Source organism: Streptomyces sp. NBC_00490 (assembly GCF_036013645.1).
Lineage (GTDB): Bacteria > Actinomycetota > Actinomycetes > Streptomycetales > Streptomycetaceae > Streptomyces > Streptomyces canus_F.
The window spans coordinates 2,421,932-2,437,796 of sequence record NZ_CP107869.1 but is presented as its reverse complement, the minus strand read 5'-3'; the positions used below and the strand labels follow the sequence as shown (position 1 = coordinate 2,437,796).

12 protein-coding genes and 1 tRNA gene are annotated in these 15,865 nt (G+C 70.9%); 7 read left to right on the top strand and 6 right to left on the bottom strand.

Translation table 11 applies throughout. The features are described 5' to 3' along the window. Nucleotides 1–78: 78 nt before the first annotated feature. Entirely contained in the window at nt 79–2,817 is a 2,739-nt protein-coding gene (locus tag OG381_RS10965) for an exo-rhamnogalacturonan lyase family protein (RefSeq protein ID WP_327715928.1), read from the top strand. A gap of 65 nt (nt 2,818–2,882) precedes the next feature. Here OG381_RS10965 and OG381_RS10960 read toward each other — a convergent pair whose 3' ends face one another. Further along, nucleotides 2,883–5,219 carry an SCO7613 C-terminal domain-containing membrane protein gene (locus tag OG381_RS10960; RefSeq protein WP_327715927.1) on the bottom strand — a complete coding sequence of 779 codons (2,337 nt, stop codon included), beginning with the start codon at nt 5,217–5,219 and terminating at the stop codon, nt 2,883–2,885. An 86-nt stretch (nt 5,220–5,305) separates the two neighbouring features. On the opposite strand from OG381_RS10960, the gene OG381_RS10955 reads away from it, so the two are divergent. Both OG381_RS10955 and OG381_RS10950 read left to right on the top strand, forming a co-directional pair. Then, nucleotides 5,306–5,752: an SRPBCC family protein gene (locus OG381_RS10955; RefSeq protein WP_327715926.1), complete on the top strand. Its 447-nt coding sequence runs from the start codon at nt 5,306–5,308 to the stop codon at nt 5,750–5,752. Between the two features lie 39 nt (nt 5,753–5,791). Beyond that, nucleotides 5,792–5,863, top strand: a tRNA-Val gene (locus OG381_RS10950). Between the two features lie 56 nt (nt 5,864–5,919). On the opposite strand, the gene OG381_RS10945 is transcribed toward OG381_RS10950, so the two are convergent. Next, the gene (locus OG381_RS10945) at nt 5,920–6,648 is read right to left on the bottom strand and encodes a 3'-5' exonuclease (RefSeq protein WP_327715925.1); all 729 of its coding nucleotides are present in this window, start codon (nt 6,646–6,648) and stop codon (nt 5,920–5,922) included. A gap of 167 nt (nt 6,649–6,815) precedes the next feature. On the opposite strand from OG381_RS10945, the gene OG381_RS10940 reads away from it, so the two are divergent. The 3 genes from OG381_RS10940 (at nt 6,816) to thrS (ending at nt 10,673) form a co-directional block, all read left to right on the top strand. Beyond that, nucleotides 6,816–7,382, top strand: coding sequence for a DUF4365 domain-containing protein (locus tag OG381_RS10940; protein ID WP_327715924.1), 567 nt, complete (start codon nt 6,816–6,818; stop codon nt 7,380–7,382). Continuing rightward, nucleotides 7,379–8,605 carry a hypothetical protein gene (locus OG381_RS10935; RefSeq protein WP_327715923.1) on the top strand — a complete coding sequence of 409 codons (1,227 nt, stop codon included), beginning with the start codon at nt 7,379–7,381 and terminating at the stop codon, nt 8,603–8,605. Before OG381_RS10940 ends, OG381_RS10935 begins: the two co-directional genes overlap by 4 nt. 91 nt (nt 8,606–8,696) lie before the next feature. Continuing rightward, nucleotides 8,697–10,673, top strand: a complete 1,977-nt coding sequence (gene thrS / locus OG381_RS10930; RefSeq protein WP_327715922.1) for a threonine--tRNA ligase — start codon at nt 8,697–8,699, stop codon at nt 10,671–10,673. 45 nt (nt 10,674–10,718) lie between these two features. On the opposite strand, the gene OG381_RS10925 is transcribed toward thrS, so the two are convergent. Beyond that, nucleotides 10,719–10,955, bottom strand: coding sequence for a hypothetical protein (locus OG381_RS10925; protein ID WP_327715921.1), 237 nt, complete (start codon nt 10,953–10,955; stop codon nt 10,719–10,721). Further along, on the bottom strand, nt 10,952–11,113 hold the full coding sequence (locus OG381_RS10920; RefSeq protein ID WP_327715920.1) for a hypothetical protein: 162 nt from the start codon (nt 11,111–11,113) through the stop codon (nt 10,952–10,954). Before OG381_RS10920 ends, OG381_RS10925 begins: the two co-directional genes overlap by 4 nt. 67 nt (nt 11,114–11,180) lie before the next feature. Between OG381_RS10920 and OG381_RS10915 the strand changes: the two genes are divergently transcribed. Then, complete coding sequence (locus OG381_RS10915) at nt 11,181–11,738, top strand: HIT family protein (protein WP_266833230.1); 558 nt, start codon at nt 11,181–11,183, stop codon at nt 11,736–11,738. 4 nt (nt 11,739–11,742) lie between these two features. On the opposite strand, the gene OG381_RS10910 is transcribed toward OG381_RS10915, so the two are convergent. Together OG381_RS10910 and OG381_RS10905 are read right to left on the bottom strand one after the other, a co-directional pair. Further along, a complete protein-coding gene (locus OG381_RS10910) occupies nt 11,743–13,410 on the bottom strand; it encodes a hypothetical protein (protein ID WP_327715919.1) in 1,668 nt (555 codons plus the stop codon). A 219-nt stretch (nt 13,411–13,629) separates the two neighbouring features. Continuing rightward, nucleotides 13,630–15,825: an elongation factor G-like protein EF-G2 gene (locus OG381_RS10905; RefSeq protein WP_327715918.1), complete on the bottom strand. Its 2,196-nt coding sequence runs from the start codon at nt 15,823–15,825 to the stop codon at nt 13,630–13,632. Nucleotides 15,826–15,865 lie beyond the last annotated feature (40 nt).

Genomic DNA, 15,865 nt, shown 5'->3' with positions numbered 1-15,865 from the left:
CGTCGTACCTCTCTCTGTCATGCCCCTGACCAGCTGCACGGATAAAGCTTCCCGCACGGAAGGAAAGGCAGGACCCCTATGTCTCCCATCCCCCGCAGGTCCATCCTCAAGGCGGCCGCCGTGGCCGGCGCCGCCGCACAGTTCAGCTGGGCCCTAGGAGCCAAGGACGCGCAGGCCGCGCCAAGAGCCGCGGAGGCCGACGACAGTCCCGTGACCCTGGACTGGCTGGAGGACGGCGGGCTGGGTGCCGCGCCCGGCTCCACCCTCGGCGTGCCCTGGCCCAAGGGCACTTACCAGGAGGACCAGACCTTCGCGCTGACGGACGCGGACGGCACGTCCGTACCCGTGCAGTCCTGGCCGATCGCCTACTGGCCGGACGGATCCCTCAAGTGGACCGCCCACGCCGTGAGTTCGGGCAACGGCAAGCTCACCCTCGCCGCCGGTGAGGCCGCCGTACCGGACAAGAAGGTCACCGTCGACAAGAGCGGCGGCACCATCACCGTCTCCACCGGCGTCATCGCCGCGAAGATCGGCAAGTCCGGCGCCACCCTGATCAAGTCGGTCACCCGCGGCTCCACCGAGATCGCCAAGAACGGCAAGCTCGTGCTGATCCGCCAGCCCGAGATCGAGGACGAGGACCAGGGCGCGGTCAGGACCGAGCGCTTCGACGGCGCCATCTCCGAGGTCACCGTCGAGCAGGACGGACCGGTCCGCGCGGTCGTCCGCATCGACGGCAAGCACCGCAAGGGCAGCCGGAGCTGGCTGCCGTTCTCCATCCGTCTGTACTTCTACGCCGGCGCCGACTCCTTCCGCATGGTGCACACCATCACCTTCGACGGCACCCAGGAGCCGGGCAAGGCCAGTGGTGACTTCATCCGCGGCATCGGCGTCCGCTTCACCGTGCCGATGCGCGACCAGTCCTACGACCGTCACATCCGCATCGGCGGTGACGGCACCGGTCTGCTGCGCGAGGCCGTCAAGGGCATCACCGGGCTGCGCCGGGACCCGGGCGCGGCCGTGCAGGCGGCGCAGTACGCGGGCGAGAAGCTGCCCGACCCGGCCACCTGGGACCAGCGGGTCACCACCCGCCTCCAGTACATCCCCGAGTGGGGCGACTACACCCTCTCCCAGCTCTCCGCCGACGGCTTCACCCTGCGCAAGCGCACCAAGAAGGGCCACGGCTGGATCGGGGCCGGCGGCGGCAAGCGGGCATCAGGCTTCGGCTACGTCGGTGGCGCGAGCGGCGGACTCTCCTTCGGCCTGCGGGACTTCTGGGAGAAGTTCCCCGCCCAGCTCGACATCCGCGACGCCCAGACCGACGAGGCCGAGGTCACCCTCTGGCTCTGGTCGCCCGAGGCACAGCCGATGGACCTGCGCTTCTACCACGACGGCATGGGCCAGGACACCTTCGCCGAGCAGCTCGAAGGCCTCAACATCACGTACGAGGACTACGAGCCCGAGTTCGGCACGCCGTACGGCATCGCGCGTACGTCGGAGCTGTTGTTCTGGGCCAACGAGACGACGCCGGCCCCGGCAGAACTCGCCGAACAGGTCGAGGCCGTACGGGTGCTGCCGCAGCTCGCCGCGCCGCCCAAGCAGCTCATCAAGGCCAAGGTCTTCGGCCCGGGCCTGTACTCCGAGCCCGACCGCTCCACGCCCGCCAAGGCGAAGATCGAGGACCACCTCGACTTCCTCTTCACCTACTACAAGGACCAGGTGGAGCAGCGCCGTTGGTACGGCTTCTGGGACTACGGCGACATCATGCACACCTACGACACGGTGCGCCACCAGTGGCGGTACGACGTCGGCGGCTACGCCTGGGACAACTCCGAGCTGTCGCCGGACCTCTGGCTCTGGTTCGCGTACATCCGCTCGGGCCGCGCGGACATCTTCCGGTTCGCCGAGGCGATGACCCGCCACACCGGAGAGGTCGACGTCTACCACCTGGGCAAGTGGGCCGGGCTCGGCACCCGGCACGGCGTGCAGCACTACGCCGACAGCGCCAAGCAGCAGCGCATCGCCAACACGACGTACCGCCGCTACTACTACTTCCTCACCGCGGACGAGCGCGTCGGCGACCTCATGCACGCCAACGTCGACTCCGACGAGACCTTCCTCGTCCTCGACCCGATCCGCAAGATCCGCACCGAGCCGTACACCCCCGACCGGCACGCGCTGTCGATCGGCTTCGGCACGGACTGGAGCGGGCTCGTGTCGGCGTGGCTGACCGAGTGGGAGCGCAAGGGCCCGAAGTGGGAGAAGGCCAAGGCGCGCGTGCTGTCGACCATGGAGACGATCGCCGCCCAGCCGAACGGGTTCGTCCAGGGGACCGGGCTCTACGACCTCGACACCGGTAAGTTCGCGGTCGCCTCGGCACCCGTGGTCGGGGTCTCGCACCTCTCCGCGGTCTTCGGGCTCAACGAGCTGTGTGCCGAGCTCATCGACCTCGTCGACATCCCGAAGTTCAACGAGGCGTACTACGACTACTGCCGCTACTTCAACGCCACCAAGGCCGAGCAGGCGGCGCGGTACGGGTCCAACTTCGGCTCGCTGCTGCTGTTCCAGGGGCACTCGCGGCTCGACGCGTACGCGGCCGTGCAGACCGGGGACGAGAAGCTCGCCAAGCGGGCGTGGGACAAGTTCTACAACTCCGACGGGTACAAGGAGTCGGCGCCCTGGAAGACGGAGAAGCTGAGCGGGCCGGTGGCGTTGGTGCCGGGCAGTGAGGCGGCTTGGGTGTCCACGAACGACACCGCCTTGTACGGGCTCGCGGCCATCGAGAACCTGGCGCTGCTCGGAGACAAGATGCCTTCGTAGGGGTTGAGGGCGTGGGGAACTGCGCGACCGTTGCGGCTGGTCGCGCAGTTCCCCACGCCCCGGGGCTAGTTCATCCGCCCCAGGATCTCCCGCGCCCTGCGGACGTTCCTGATGCGCTGCTCGTACGTCGCTCCCAGTGCCAGCAGCAGGAGGCCGGCGAGGGCGGGAAGTACCCAGCGGGGGAGGGCGTCGGTCACCTGGACGATGTACGGGGCGAGTTCGTGCAGCGCGTCCAGGGCCAGGACCGTGCCGCCCAGCAGGAGGGGTGCGCGGAGGTTGTGGCCGGCGCCCAGCAGGGTCAGGGAGAGGGCGGCCAGGCCCAGCAGGAGGGGGCGGGTCCAGTGCGGGTCGGTCCAGGCCGCTGCGAGGCTCGGCAGGAGCGTGGCGGCGAGGCCGGGGCCGAAGGCCGTCCAGGACGAGGTCAGGGGGTCGCGGCGCAGCCGCAGGAAGCCGACGACCAGCGCCGGGACGGTCACCGGGATCGTGTACGCCTCGGGCATGTCGACCTCCCAGGCCGCCAGACGTACCCAGGTCGCCAGGACGAACAGGACGGCGGCCGCGTAGCCCACAGGGCGGCGGTCCGGGCGGATCGCCGTGCCCGCTGCGATCACCGCGCACAGGGCAAGTACCAGGGCGAGCATCGGCAGGTCGGTCGCGGCGAGTCCGATGGCGAGCAGTCCGGCGACGGCACCCGCCACCTCGAGGGGGATCCGCTCGGTCACGCGCGGCGCGATCAGGGCCGCGGCCACCGGGACCACCAGGACCAGCAGCGCGGTGTGCTGCGGCGGCCAGTCCGCGGCCGCTCCCGTCGCGCAGGCCAGCGCGGTGGCGTACGCGAGGGCGGCCGGGGCCGTGACGGACGTGAGCCGCCAGGAGACCGCCGCGAAGAAGGCGGTGAGGGCGCCGAGCGCGGTGAGGGTCGCCGTCTGTGAGGCCAGCGCGGTGAAGGCGAGGTCGGCGGAGGTGGCGAGGGCGAGGATCGTCGCCGTCGGCTGCCCGTACGGGGCGGCGAGCGCGACCGCCGTCAGGGCGCCGAGCGCCAACAGTCCGGTCGTGTAGGGGAGTTCGAGGACCGCCGGAACCGTCAGGGCCGCGGCCCAGGTGAGCACCAGCGCGCCGGTCAGGGCTCGGGCGTGCCGGTCGGTGTTCCTGAACGCCAGGGCGAGCACCGCCGCGACGGCCACCAGGACGAGCGGTGCCGCCGCCATGTCCGGCGGCCAGGGCACGTCCACCGTCACCGCCTCACGCATGGTCGCCGGCGCCCCGGACCAGGCCCGGAACGTCCAGGCGACCGGCCCCAGCAGGGTGATCGCCACGAGCGGCAGCGCCCACAGCACCGCGAGCCCCTGCACGACGGCGGAGGACCAGGCCAGTCCCTCGCGTACCGCCTCCGGCAGCCGCCCGGTCCGCACGGCCGCCAACAGGGCGATCCCGCAGGCGAGCTGCACCGGAACCGTCCACGCGTCCGGCACCGCGGGGCGGACCGCGCCGCCCAGCGCGGCGACCGCGAGGAGACCCGAGGTCACGGCGAGGCCGACGGCGTGGCCCTTGCCCAGGCCGCCGCGCCAGGCCGCGCCCAGGGCGATCGCCGCCGCGAGGAGGATGAGCGCCGCCGCACGGGCGGCGGCGCTCGGACCGGTGGCCGTCCAGGACAACCAGCCGGCCGTCAGTGCGCCCGAGGAGCCCAGGCCGTACCCGCCGACGGCGGCGACGACCCGTACGGACCTGGTCGTCACCCGGAGTGCGACACCTGTGTCGAACGCGGCCGTCACCAGCAGCGCGGCCACGATGCCGTGGGCGCCCGCGGAGGACGAGACCGCCCAGAAGAACAGCGGGAGTTGGGCCGCGGCCAGCGCGGCAGGGAGGGGCAGACGCAGCTCCGCCGCCCGCGGCAGCAGGCCGTACGCCAGCCAGAGCCCCGCCAGCAGCGCCGACGCGGCCGCGGTGTAGCCCGCGCCGCCCGTCCCGGGCAGGGCGACCTCGTACAGGGCGTACGCGTCGAGCACCGTCAGCGCCAGACCCAGGCCCGCCACCGCCTCGGCCGTCGAGCGCAGCCCGCGCTTCACCAGGGGCAGCGGAGCGGCGAGCGCGGCCAGCGTGAGCGCGCCGAGCACCAGACCGCGGCCGGCGATCCCCAGGTGGCCCCAGCTGACCAGCGTGAACACCATCGCGGCGATCGTGAGCAGGACACCGCCCAGCAGCAGGAGGAGGTTCTGCACGCCGGGCGCGCTGGTCTCCGGGCGAGGCGAGGCCACGGCGGCCGGCCGCGTCGTCGGCCGCGGCTGCAGCGCGGCGATGAGCCACGCCCGGCGGGCCAGCAACTGGGCCCGGCGGCGGTCGAGTTGCCACAGTTCGGCATCGAGGAGCCGCAGCTCCTCGGCCGGGGGCGGAATGTGCGTCATGCCTTGGAGTGTGGTCCGCATCACCTCGGAGGACATGAGTGCGCGTACTCAGACCGTACTCAGATCCGTGCGGGCAGACTCTGTGCATGGACTGGACCCATTACCGCTTCCGTACGCAGTGGGACCTGAGCGCGCCGCCCGCCACCGTCTACGACGCCCTGGAACAGGCCGAGGACTACCCCCGCTGGTGGCCCCAGGTCCGCGGGGTCGACCGTCTCGACGACACCACCGGCGTCATCACGATCCGGGCCACCCTGCCCTATGACCTGGTCTTCACCGCGCGAGAGGTGCGGCGCGACCGGGCGGCCGGAGTGCTGGAGATCGCCATGACCGGGGACCTGGAGGGATGGGCGCGCTGGACGATCGACGGGGACGAGGCGCGCAGCCTCGCCCGCTACGAGCAGGTCGTCGACGTGAACAAGCCGCTTTTGAGGCGCCTAGCCGTGCCCGGACGGCCGGTGTTCCGCGCCAACCACTGGCTGATGATGCGGGCCGGACAACGGGGCCTGGCCGCGTACTTGGAAGCGGTTTGAAGGAAGGGCGCGGGGACCTGTATTGTTCAGTCCGTTCCCGGGCGATTAGCTCAGTGGGAGAGCGCTTCGTTCACACCGAAGAGGTCACTGGTTCGAACCCAGTATCGCCCACCGGGAGAAAGCCGGTCCGCGTCACGCGGACCGGCTTCTTTGTGTCGAGGCCCTGCTCAGGCGGCCGCCGCGGGCAGCTCCGGACGCAGCGGCCACGCCGTGTCCACCACCTCCGGGGTCCCACTGCGCGCGAACCACGCCTGCAGCCCTCGTGCCTGCGCCGCGTGCCACCCGGTCTGGAGCGCGTGCAGCTCGCCCGCGCTCAGCCGCTCGAGCCGGGCCGCGAAACGGCGCCCCACGGCCCGCACGACATCCAGCGCGGCCAGCGCGTCCGCGCCCGCGTCGTGCGCGCCGTCCAGCGTGACCTCGTAGTGCGCGCACAGGTCCGTCAGCGTGCGACGGCCCTTGCGGTAGCGGTCCAGATGTTTGTCGAGGACCCTCGGGTCCAGCACCAGCAGCCGCGACGACTCGAACCAGCGGTCCAGCGACGAAGCCCGATGGCGACGCAACTCCCGGTCCAGGATGGTCAGATCGAACGGCGCGTTCATGACCACCAGCGGGCGGCCCGCGGCGGCCTGTTCGGTCAGGTGTTCCGCTATCTCGTACATCACCGGCGCCGGCCAGCGGCCGTTGCGCTGCAGATGGTCGTCCGTCAGTCCATGCACCTCCGTCGCCGCCTCCGGCACCGGAACACCCGGGTTCACCAGCCACCGGGTCACCCGCGGCCGGGTCCCCGGGGCGTCCTGGACGACGACGGCGGCCGACACGATCCGGTCGGTCTCGACGTCGACACCCGTGGTCTCCGTGTCGAAGGCGGCCAGGGGCCCTTCGTACCAGCACGTCATTCCACTCAACCCCTCGTTCACCCACGGCAGCTGACGCACCGTCTTCTGCCTGTTTGGTGATACCCGGGCTGTTTGCGCCGTACGCCGGAAGGACACAACAGGAATACGGGTCCTTGCAGTTCAGCGACCCGCGGTGCGGATTCACCGAACGTGGAAGGCTGTTGGTCATGGCGATAGCGCAGCCCGAGCGGGGCGGGCTGCTGCCCGAGCGCACGGGCCCCCTTCGCGGCACACTCGCCACCACCGCCTGCATGGAAACCTTGCAGGTGGGCTATCTGCACGCCGTCGCCGCGGCGGCCGGCTGCTCGTTGTCGCAGCCCTTCCCGGACAACGGGATCGACTGGCACGTCAGCCATGGCTCGCCCGGGCACACCGTCGACGACGAGGTCACCATCAAGGTGCAGCTCAAGTGCACGTACCAGGTCGCGCCGAACCCCCCGGGACGGTTCTTCTCCTTCACGCTCGACAACGACCATCTGCGCAAGCTCGCGCGCACCCCCGTCTCGGTGCACAAGATCCTTGTCGTCATGCTCGTGCCGAGATCCCAGGACGACTGGCTGCGCGCCAGCCACGACCGGCTCGACCTCCGGCACTGCTGCTACTGGGTCAACCTGGCCGGCCACCCGATCACCGGCCGCACCCGCACCACCGTGCGGATACCGACCTCACGCATCTTCGACGACCGGGCGCTGTGCGAGATCATGACGCGGGTCGGCACGGGAGGCAGACCATGACCCACCGCCCCCTGGAGGAGGCACTGCGGCCCGTGCGGCCGCACCCGGCCGACGCCGCCTGGGACCGCGCCCCCGAGCCCGACGAGGTCGACCCCGCCGTCCTCGCCGCCCTGCTGCACCGCCACGGCTGGCAGCGCCGCGGCGGCGCCCCCGGACGCTACGGCCGCTGGACCCCGCCCGGTCAGGGCACCGGCGGGACCAGCCTGCTGGTGCCCGAGAGCCGCGCCTTCCCCGACAGCGACGACCTGCTCGGCGAGGCGCTCGTCGCCCTCGCCCGCAGCGGCACGCCCTCCGCCCGCGAAGTCCTCGTCGGCCTCGCCGTCCCCAGCGACGAGATCCGCTGGTGGCGGGACGCGCCGACCGGACCGGGCGGCACCGCGCCCTGGACGGTGGAGGAACAACTGCGCGCCGCCGCCCGCCAGATGCTGCTCGCCGGCGCGCTCGCCACCCGCGCGCGTGCCGGGTACTACGGCGCCCGCCACCGCCGCGCCGCCGCCACGCTCATGGAGAGCGTGCTCGTCGGTACGGCGACCGGCGGCGGCCTCACCGCCTTCGTGCCCGTGGGCAACGGGCGCCCCCTGGCCGTACGCCTCCACCAGGCCCTGTACGCCGCCCGCGAGGCCATCGACTACCAGCGCGCCACCGGTGGCATGGACGCCTTCGACGGCGCCGTCGAGGCGGGCGTCAGCCGCGAGCTCACCGAGGCGCTGATCGCCCTCGTGCGCGGGACCGAGGGCGCGCGCATCGCCGTCGAGTGGGCACCGGCCGCCGGGGTGCCGGCGGGCTGCGCCGCGGGGGTCGAGCCCGTCGAGTTCTCGCCCGGCGACCTGCCGGTGCTGCGCGAGGCCGGGGCCCGCTATCTCCGCGAGGAGCCGTCCGTGCCGGTGCGGATCACCGGCGCGGTGGTGCGGATGCGCCGGTCGGGGCCGCGCGGGGACGGCAGCGTACGGCTCAGGGTGATCGCGGGCGCCGAGGTGCCGCACATCCGGCTCACCCTGGACGAGGAGGCGTACCGGATCGCGGGGCACGCGCACCTCGTCGGGCTGCCGGTGCGGGTGCACGGCCGGCTGGAGAGCCGGGGCGGGTTCCGCCGGCTCACCGGAGCCTCCGGGGTCGCGCCCGTGCAGGTGGACGAGGCGGAGCGGGACCGGCTGATGAAGTCCCTCCAGGAGAATCTCGACTTCTTCGAGGAGGCCTGCGGGGAGGCCCCCGCAGGGGACTGATTTCGCGGAGGCGGGTCCGGGGTCGGTACGATCCCCTATTGCGCGCGCTCACGGTACGGCGCCCGCATCCACCTTCAGTCAGGAGAGACCGGTGTCAGACGTCCGTGTGATCATCCAACGCGATTCCGAGCGGGAAGAGCGCACGGTGACGACGGGCACTACGGCCGCCGAGCTCTTCGCCGGCGAGCGCTCGATCATCGCCGCGCGCGTGGCCGGTGAGCTGAAGGACCTCGCGTACGTCGTCGCCGAGGGCGACGAGGTCGAGGGCGTCGAGATCTCCTCCAAGGACGGTCTCGACATCCTGCGCCACTCCACCGCCCACGTCATGGCGCAGGCCGTGCAGGAGCTCTTCCCCGAGGCCAAGCTGGGCATCGGCCCGCCGGTCAAGGACGGCTTCTACTACGACTTCGACGTCGAGAAGCCGTTCACGCCCGAGGATCTCAAGGCCATCGAGAAGAAGATGCAGGAGATCCAGAAGCGGGGGCAGCGCTTCTCCCGCCGTGTGGTGACCGACGAGGACGCCCGCGAGGAACTGGCCGCCGAGCCGTACAAGCTGGAGCTGATCGGTCTCAAGGGCTCGGCCTCCTCCGACGACGGCGCGGACGTCGAGGTCGGCGCCGGTGAGCTGACGATCTACGACAACCTCGACGCCAAGACCGGCGACCTGTGCTGGAAGGACCTCTGCCGCGGTCCCCACCTGCCCACCACCCGGAACATCCCGGCGTTCAAGCTGATGCGCAACGCGGCCGCCTACTGGCGCGGCAGCGAGAAGAACCCGATGCTCCAGCGCATCTACGGCACCGCCTGGCCCTCCAAGGACGAGCTGAAGGCCCACCTCGACTTCCTCGCCGAGGCCGAGAAGCGCGACCACCGCAAGCTCGGTTCCGAACTCGACCTGTTCTCCATCCCGGAGCAGATCGGCTCCGGCCTCGCCGTCTTCCACCCCAAGGGCGGCATCATCCGCCGGGTCATGGAGGACTACTCGCGCCGCCGCCACGAGGAGGAGGGCTACGAGTTCGTCTACACCCCGCACGCGACGAAGGGGAAGCTCTTCGAGCAGTCCGGGCACCTGGACTGGTACGCCGACGGCATGTACCCGCCCATGCAGCTCGACGAGGGCGTGGACTACTACCTGAAGCCCATGAACTGCCCGATGCACAACCTGATCTTCGACGCGCGCGGCCGCTCGTACCGTGAACTGCCGCTGCGCCTCTTCGAGTTCGGGACCGTGTACCGGTACGAGAAGTCCGGGGTCGTGCACGGACTCACCCGCGCGCGTGGCTTCACGCAGGACGACGCGCACATCTACTGCACCCGTGAGCAGATGTCGGAGGAGCTCGACAAGACGCTCACCTTCGTCCTCGGCCTGCTGCGGGACTACGGTCTGACCGACTTCTACCTGGAGCTGTCCACCAAGGACCCGGAGAAGTTCGTCGGCACCGACGAGGTCTGGGAAGAGGCCACGGAGACCCTCCGCCAGGTCGCCGAGAAGCAGGGCCTCCCGCTGGTCCCGGACCCGGGCGGCGCCGCGTTCTACGGTCCGAAGATCTCCGTCCAGACCAAGGACGCGATCGGCCGGACCTGGCAGATGTCGACGATCCAGCTCGACTTCAACCTGCCGGAGCGCTTCGACCTGGAGTACACGGGCCCCGACGGCTCCAAGCAGCGCCCGGTCATGATCCACCGCGCGCTGTTCGGCTCCATCGAGCGGTTCTTCGCTGTCCTCCTGGAGCACTACGCGGGCGCCTTCCCGGCGTGGCTGGCCCCGGTCCAGGCGACCGGCATCCCGATCGGGGACGCGCACGTGGAGTACCTGGAGAAGTTCGCCGCCGCGGCGAAGAAGCAGGGTCTGCGGGTCGAGGTGGACTCCTCCTCCGACCGGATGCAGAAGAAGATCAGGAACGCCCAGAAGCAGAAGGTGCCCTTCATGGTCATCGCGGGCGACGAGGACATGGCGGGCGGCTCGGTCTCCTTCCGCTACCGCGACGGCTCCCAGGAGAACGGCATCCCGTTCGACGAGGCCATCGCGAAGATCGCGAAGGTCGTCGAGGAGCGGGTCCAGGTCTGATCCCTCGCAGGGTCGACGAAGACCCTCAAGAGGCCCCCGGGAGGCTCAGCTTCCCGGGGGCCTCTCGTCGTCCTGCCACGCGAACACGATCACGCGCGCGTGCGGGGCGAGCCGGGGCCGGCCGTGCCGTCGCTGAACGGCCTCGTGGACCTTCACGACCCGCAGGGGGCGGAGAAGGGGCAGCGCCGGCACGACGGTGTCCAGCCAGTGCGTCCGCACGAAGCGCAGTCGCTGTCCGCTGGACCGCCGGCGCACGGCGTGTCGGCGGCGAACAGCACTCACGCGGCCGGCGTCGCGGCGAGACACAGGGTTCGCCGGTAGTCCGGCAGATCATGCGCCAGGACCTGGATCACGTACGAGGCGAGGAGCACCAGTGATGCCACGGCGAGAGGGACCTCGGTGCGCCGCTCCCAGCGGGTCTTGGGCCTGCCATCAGCCACCGGCCCAGCTCGGCCCCGGAGGGTTTCGCCGCAACCCCGGCGACACGCCGCGAACGGGCGAAGCCATATGCTTCCCTGCATGACGAGTGAGCCGGAGCAGCAGTGGGGAGTGGGGACCCAGGACGCGTTCCAGCGTCTGTGGACGCCCCATCGGATGGCCTACATCCAGGGTGAGAACAAGCCGACCGGCCCAGGCGCCGACGACGGATGTCCCTTCTGCTCCATTCCGGCCAAGTCCGACGAGGACGGTCTGATCGTCCGGCGCGGTGAGCAGGTGTACGCCGTGCTGAATCTGTATCCGTACAACGGTGGCCATCTGATGGTCGTGCCCTACCGGCATGTCGCCGACTACACGGACCTGACCGAGCCGGAGACCATCGAGCTCGCCGCTCTCACCAAGCAGGCGATGACCGCGCTGCGCACCGCGTCCGGCGCCCACGGTTTCAACATCGGGATGAACCAGGGCACGGTGGCCGGCGCCGGTATCGCCGCCCACCTCCACCAGCACATCGTCCCGCGCTGGGGCGGCGACACGAACTTCATGCCGGTCGTCGGGCACACGCGGGTGCTGCCGCAGCTGCTCGCCGACACCCGGAAGATGCTGGCGGAGGCCTGGCCCTCGTAAGCGGCTACGCGTCGTACAGGTCGGCCTTCCTCGGTGACGGGTCCTGCACCGCGGTGCTGAGGAACGCCGACCGGTTGCCGAACTTCTCCGTGTCCACGCCGTTGTCCTCCAGGACCTTGATCGCCGCCGCGTGCACCACGCGCAGCACGGGCGTCGCGGCGCGCATCGCGTCGTCGGCCATGAAGCGGTGGCGCCACGGCTTGTCGGCCCAGACGTGCCGCAGACCGAACGGCTCGGGCAGGACGATCGTCCCGCCGAGCCAGTTCAGCAGCGGCGGGTACCAGGAGAGCGGGGCGCGGACGGCGAGGCGTACCACCTCGTTGGTGGGGACCAGCGGGAGCTTCACCGTGCGGGTCTCCCACGGCCGGAACGACCTCTGGACGTTCCTCGTCGGGTCCTCGGGCTTGCCCATGAACAGCGGGTTGACCGGGCCCAGGGCGTGTCCGGTCACCTCGATGCGCAGCGTCTGGTGCAGCACGGTGACGGTGATCATCATCGTGATGATCAACTGGCCGTCCCACAGCGTCCACTGCACCCCGAGGTAGTGCCGGTCCCCGCTGCCGAACTGCTGCTTGTTGCAGATGTCCTGTATGGAGTGGGCGCGGTGCTGGAACGCCTCGATGTCCGTGGACTGCTCGGTCCGGGCCACCGCCTTGGCGTTCTCCCCGATCGGCGTGACGATCCAGTGGCGTATGGAGGCCTTCGGGAAGCCGCCGGTGTTGATCGTGTTCCGCTCCAGCATGCCCAGCTGCTTGTGGATGGCGCGGATGACGTCCCAGCTGCGGAACGGGTGGATCTCGCGGCCCGGGTCGGCCGGTGTCAGGTCCTCGGCGAGCTGCCAGCTGGCCCAGCGCGTGCCCATGCCCAGGATGCCCTTGGGGCCGGCGTAGAAGACGGAGTTGGACTGCTGCTCGGTGCTCAACCTGGCCAGCGACTGGCGCAGTTGCTCGGCCTGGGTCTCACCGGGGCTGCTCGGCACCGCTTCGGGGACCTGGGCGCCGACACTGCTGCCCGCGATCAGTCCGTCCCAGCGGCCCCGCAGGTCCCTCGTCGAGCGATCGCAGATCTGCTTGGCCCAGAACCAGCCGATGACGGGAAGGACCACGCACGCGCGTGCGTACCAGCCCCAGAAGCCCGTGAACGGCATCTTGACCAGGAAGAGGACGGCGAGCGCGCCGACGCCGACGAGCAGGGCGGTGGCGAGGGCGGAGGCCTTCTTGTTGGTGTTCTTGTCGATGCCGGTGCGGATCGTGAAGACCAGCAGCCAGACCAGGAGCCCGGGCAGGAACAGCACACCGCACAGCACCATGACGGCGGACAGCTTTTTGTCCCGTTCCCGGCGCAGGCGGTAGGCCGCGAGACAGTGGTCGACGACGACCTGCGGTTCGGTGCCGAAGGACTGGATGAGGGGCTTGCGTCCCGGGCCGATCATGCGCTCGATCACGGCCCGGGAGAACGCCTCACCGAGGTTGGGCTTGAAGAGGCCGCCGGTCCACCGCTGCCCCTCCTTGATCGTGGTCTCGTGCCATTCGTTGTTGGCCTTGACGATCTCCTCGACCGGATTGTCCCGGTACGCCGCTGAGGCGAGGGCGAACGTGGCTGTCTGGCTCTCGTCGCCCGAGCGAGGAACCTGTGGTCCGAAGACGCTCTCGTAGCCGGTTCCCACCGTCATGCCCGCCCCCGATCGCCGCCTGGTCGCTCCTGCGGCCTTCCCGACTTCCTTGCTCCGCACACCTGTTGATCAGGCCGTCCCGGTATGCGGGCCCGACTTGATCACCGCCTTCAGCGTATCCGCCGCCACCGACATTCGTCGGCGGACGGCCGAAGCCGCCCGCCGACCCGGAGGGGAGCGTTCCAGGAAAGCCACTTGTCGTGTGTCCCGCGCCAACTCCTAGGAGGCGCGCGCCTCTTCGCGAATCCTCTCGGCGATCTGCGGCGGCATGGGTTCGTGCCGTGCGTAGGAGCGGTTGAAGCGTGCCGTGCCGTGCGACAGGGAGCGCAGGTCGACGGCGTAGCGTCCGATCTCGATCTCCGGCACCTCGGCCCTGACGACGGTGCGGTTCCCGCTGGTCTGCTCGGTGCCGAGAACCCGGCCGCGCCGCCCGGACAGGTCGCTCATCACGGCGCCCACGTAGTCGTCGCCGACCAGAACGCTCACCTCGGCCACCGGTTCGAGGAGGTGGATCCTCGCGTCCGCCGCCGCCTCCCGCAGCGCCAGCGCGCCGGCCGTCTGGAACGCGGCGTCGGAGGAGTCCACCGAGTGCGCCTTGCCGTCGACCAGCGTGATCCGTACGTCGACGAGCGCGTGGCCGGCCGCGATGCCCCTGGCTGCCTGGGCCCGCACGCCCTTCTCGACGGAGGGGATGAACTGCCGGGGCACCGCGCCGCCGACGACCTTGTCCACGAACTCGATGCCCGAGCCGCCCGGCAGCGGCTCCACCTCGATCGCGCAGATGGCGAACTGCCCGTGTCCGCCGGACTGCTTGACATGCCGGCCGCGGCCCGCCGACTTGTCGGCGAACGTCTCCCGGAGGGAGACCTTGTGCGGTACGACGTCGACCTGGACGCCGTACCGGCTGCGCAGCCGCTCCAGCGCCACGTCGGCGTGTGCCTCGCCCAGGCACCACAGGACCACCTGGTGGGTGTCCTGGTTCTGTTCGAGCCGCATGGTCGGGTCCTCGGCGACCAGCCGGCTCAGGCCCTGCGAGAGCTTGTCCTCGTCGGCCTTGCTGTGTGCCTCGATGGCGAGCGGCAGCAGCGGGTCGGGCATCTCCCAGGGCTCCATCAGGAGCGGGTCGTCCTTGGCCGAGAGGGTGTCGCCGGTCTCCGCGCGGCTCAGCTTGGCCACGCACACCAGGTCGCCGGCGATGGCGTGCGTCACCGGGCGCTGCTGTTTGCCGAACGGGGTGGACAGGGCCCCGACGCGTTCGTCGACGTCGTGGTCCTCGTGCCCGCGGTCGGCCAGACCGTGGCCGGAGACGTGCACCGTCTCGTCGGGGCGCAGGGTGCCGGAGAAGATGCGGACGAGGGAGACCCGGCCGACGTAGGGGTCGGAGGACGTCTTGACGACCTCCGCGACCAGCGGGCCGTCCGTGTCGCAGGCCTTCACCTCGCGCGGTGTGCCGTCGATGGTGGTGACGCCGGGCGTGGGGTGTTCGAAGGGCGTCGGGAAGCCCCTGGTGATGAGCTCCAGCACCTCGACCGTGCCGAGCCCCTGCTTGGCGCCCCCGGCCGCGGGGGCGGCGGCGAGGACAGGGAAGAAGACACCGCGCGCGACGGCCCGCTCCAGGTCCTCGATCAGTGTCTTGACGTCGACCTCTTCACCGCCGAGGTAGCGGTCCATGAGGGTCTCGTCCTCGCTCTCGGCGATGATCCCCTCGATCAGCCGGTTGCGGGCCTCCTCGATCTGCGGCAGCTGGTCCTCGCCCGGCTCGGACTCCTTGCGCTCACCGGAGGAGTAGTCGAACAGCTTCTGCGACAGCAGGCCGATCAGACCGGTCACGGGCGCGTGCCCGTCCGGCCCCTGCGGGCCGTGCAGCGGCAGGTACAGGGGGAGCACGGCGTCGGGGTCGTCCCCGCCGAACGCCTCCGCACAGGTGCGTGTCATCGCCTCGAAGTCCGCCCGCGCGGACTCCAGGTGGGTGATCACGAGCGCGCGCGGCATGCCGACGGCCGCGCACTCCTCCCACACCATGCGGGTCGAGCCGTCCACGCCGTCGGAGGCCGAGACGACGAAAAGGGCCGCGTCCGCCGCTCGCAGACCGGCCCTCAGTTCCCCGACGAAGTCGGCGTATCCGGGGGTGTCGAGGAGATTGACCTTGATGCCGTCCCATGGGACGGGCACCAGGGAGAGCTGCACCGAACGGTTCTGCCGGTGTTCGATCTCGTCGTAGTCGGAGACGGTGCCGCCGTCCTCCACGCGACCCGCCCTGTTCACCGCCCCCGCCGTCAGCGCGAGAGCTTCCACCAATGTGGTCTTGCCCGATCCGGAGTGGCCGACCAGCACCACATTCCGTACGGACGCGGGGTGGTCGGCCGCTGTCGCCCTGCCGGCGGCTCCGGGGTTTGCGTTCGCCTTGTCGCCCATGGCCTTGCCTCCCGTGCACGGTGAGGTCACTGTGGGCGCT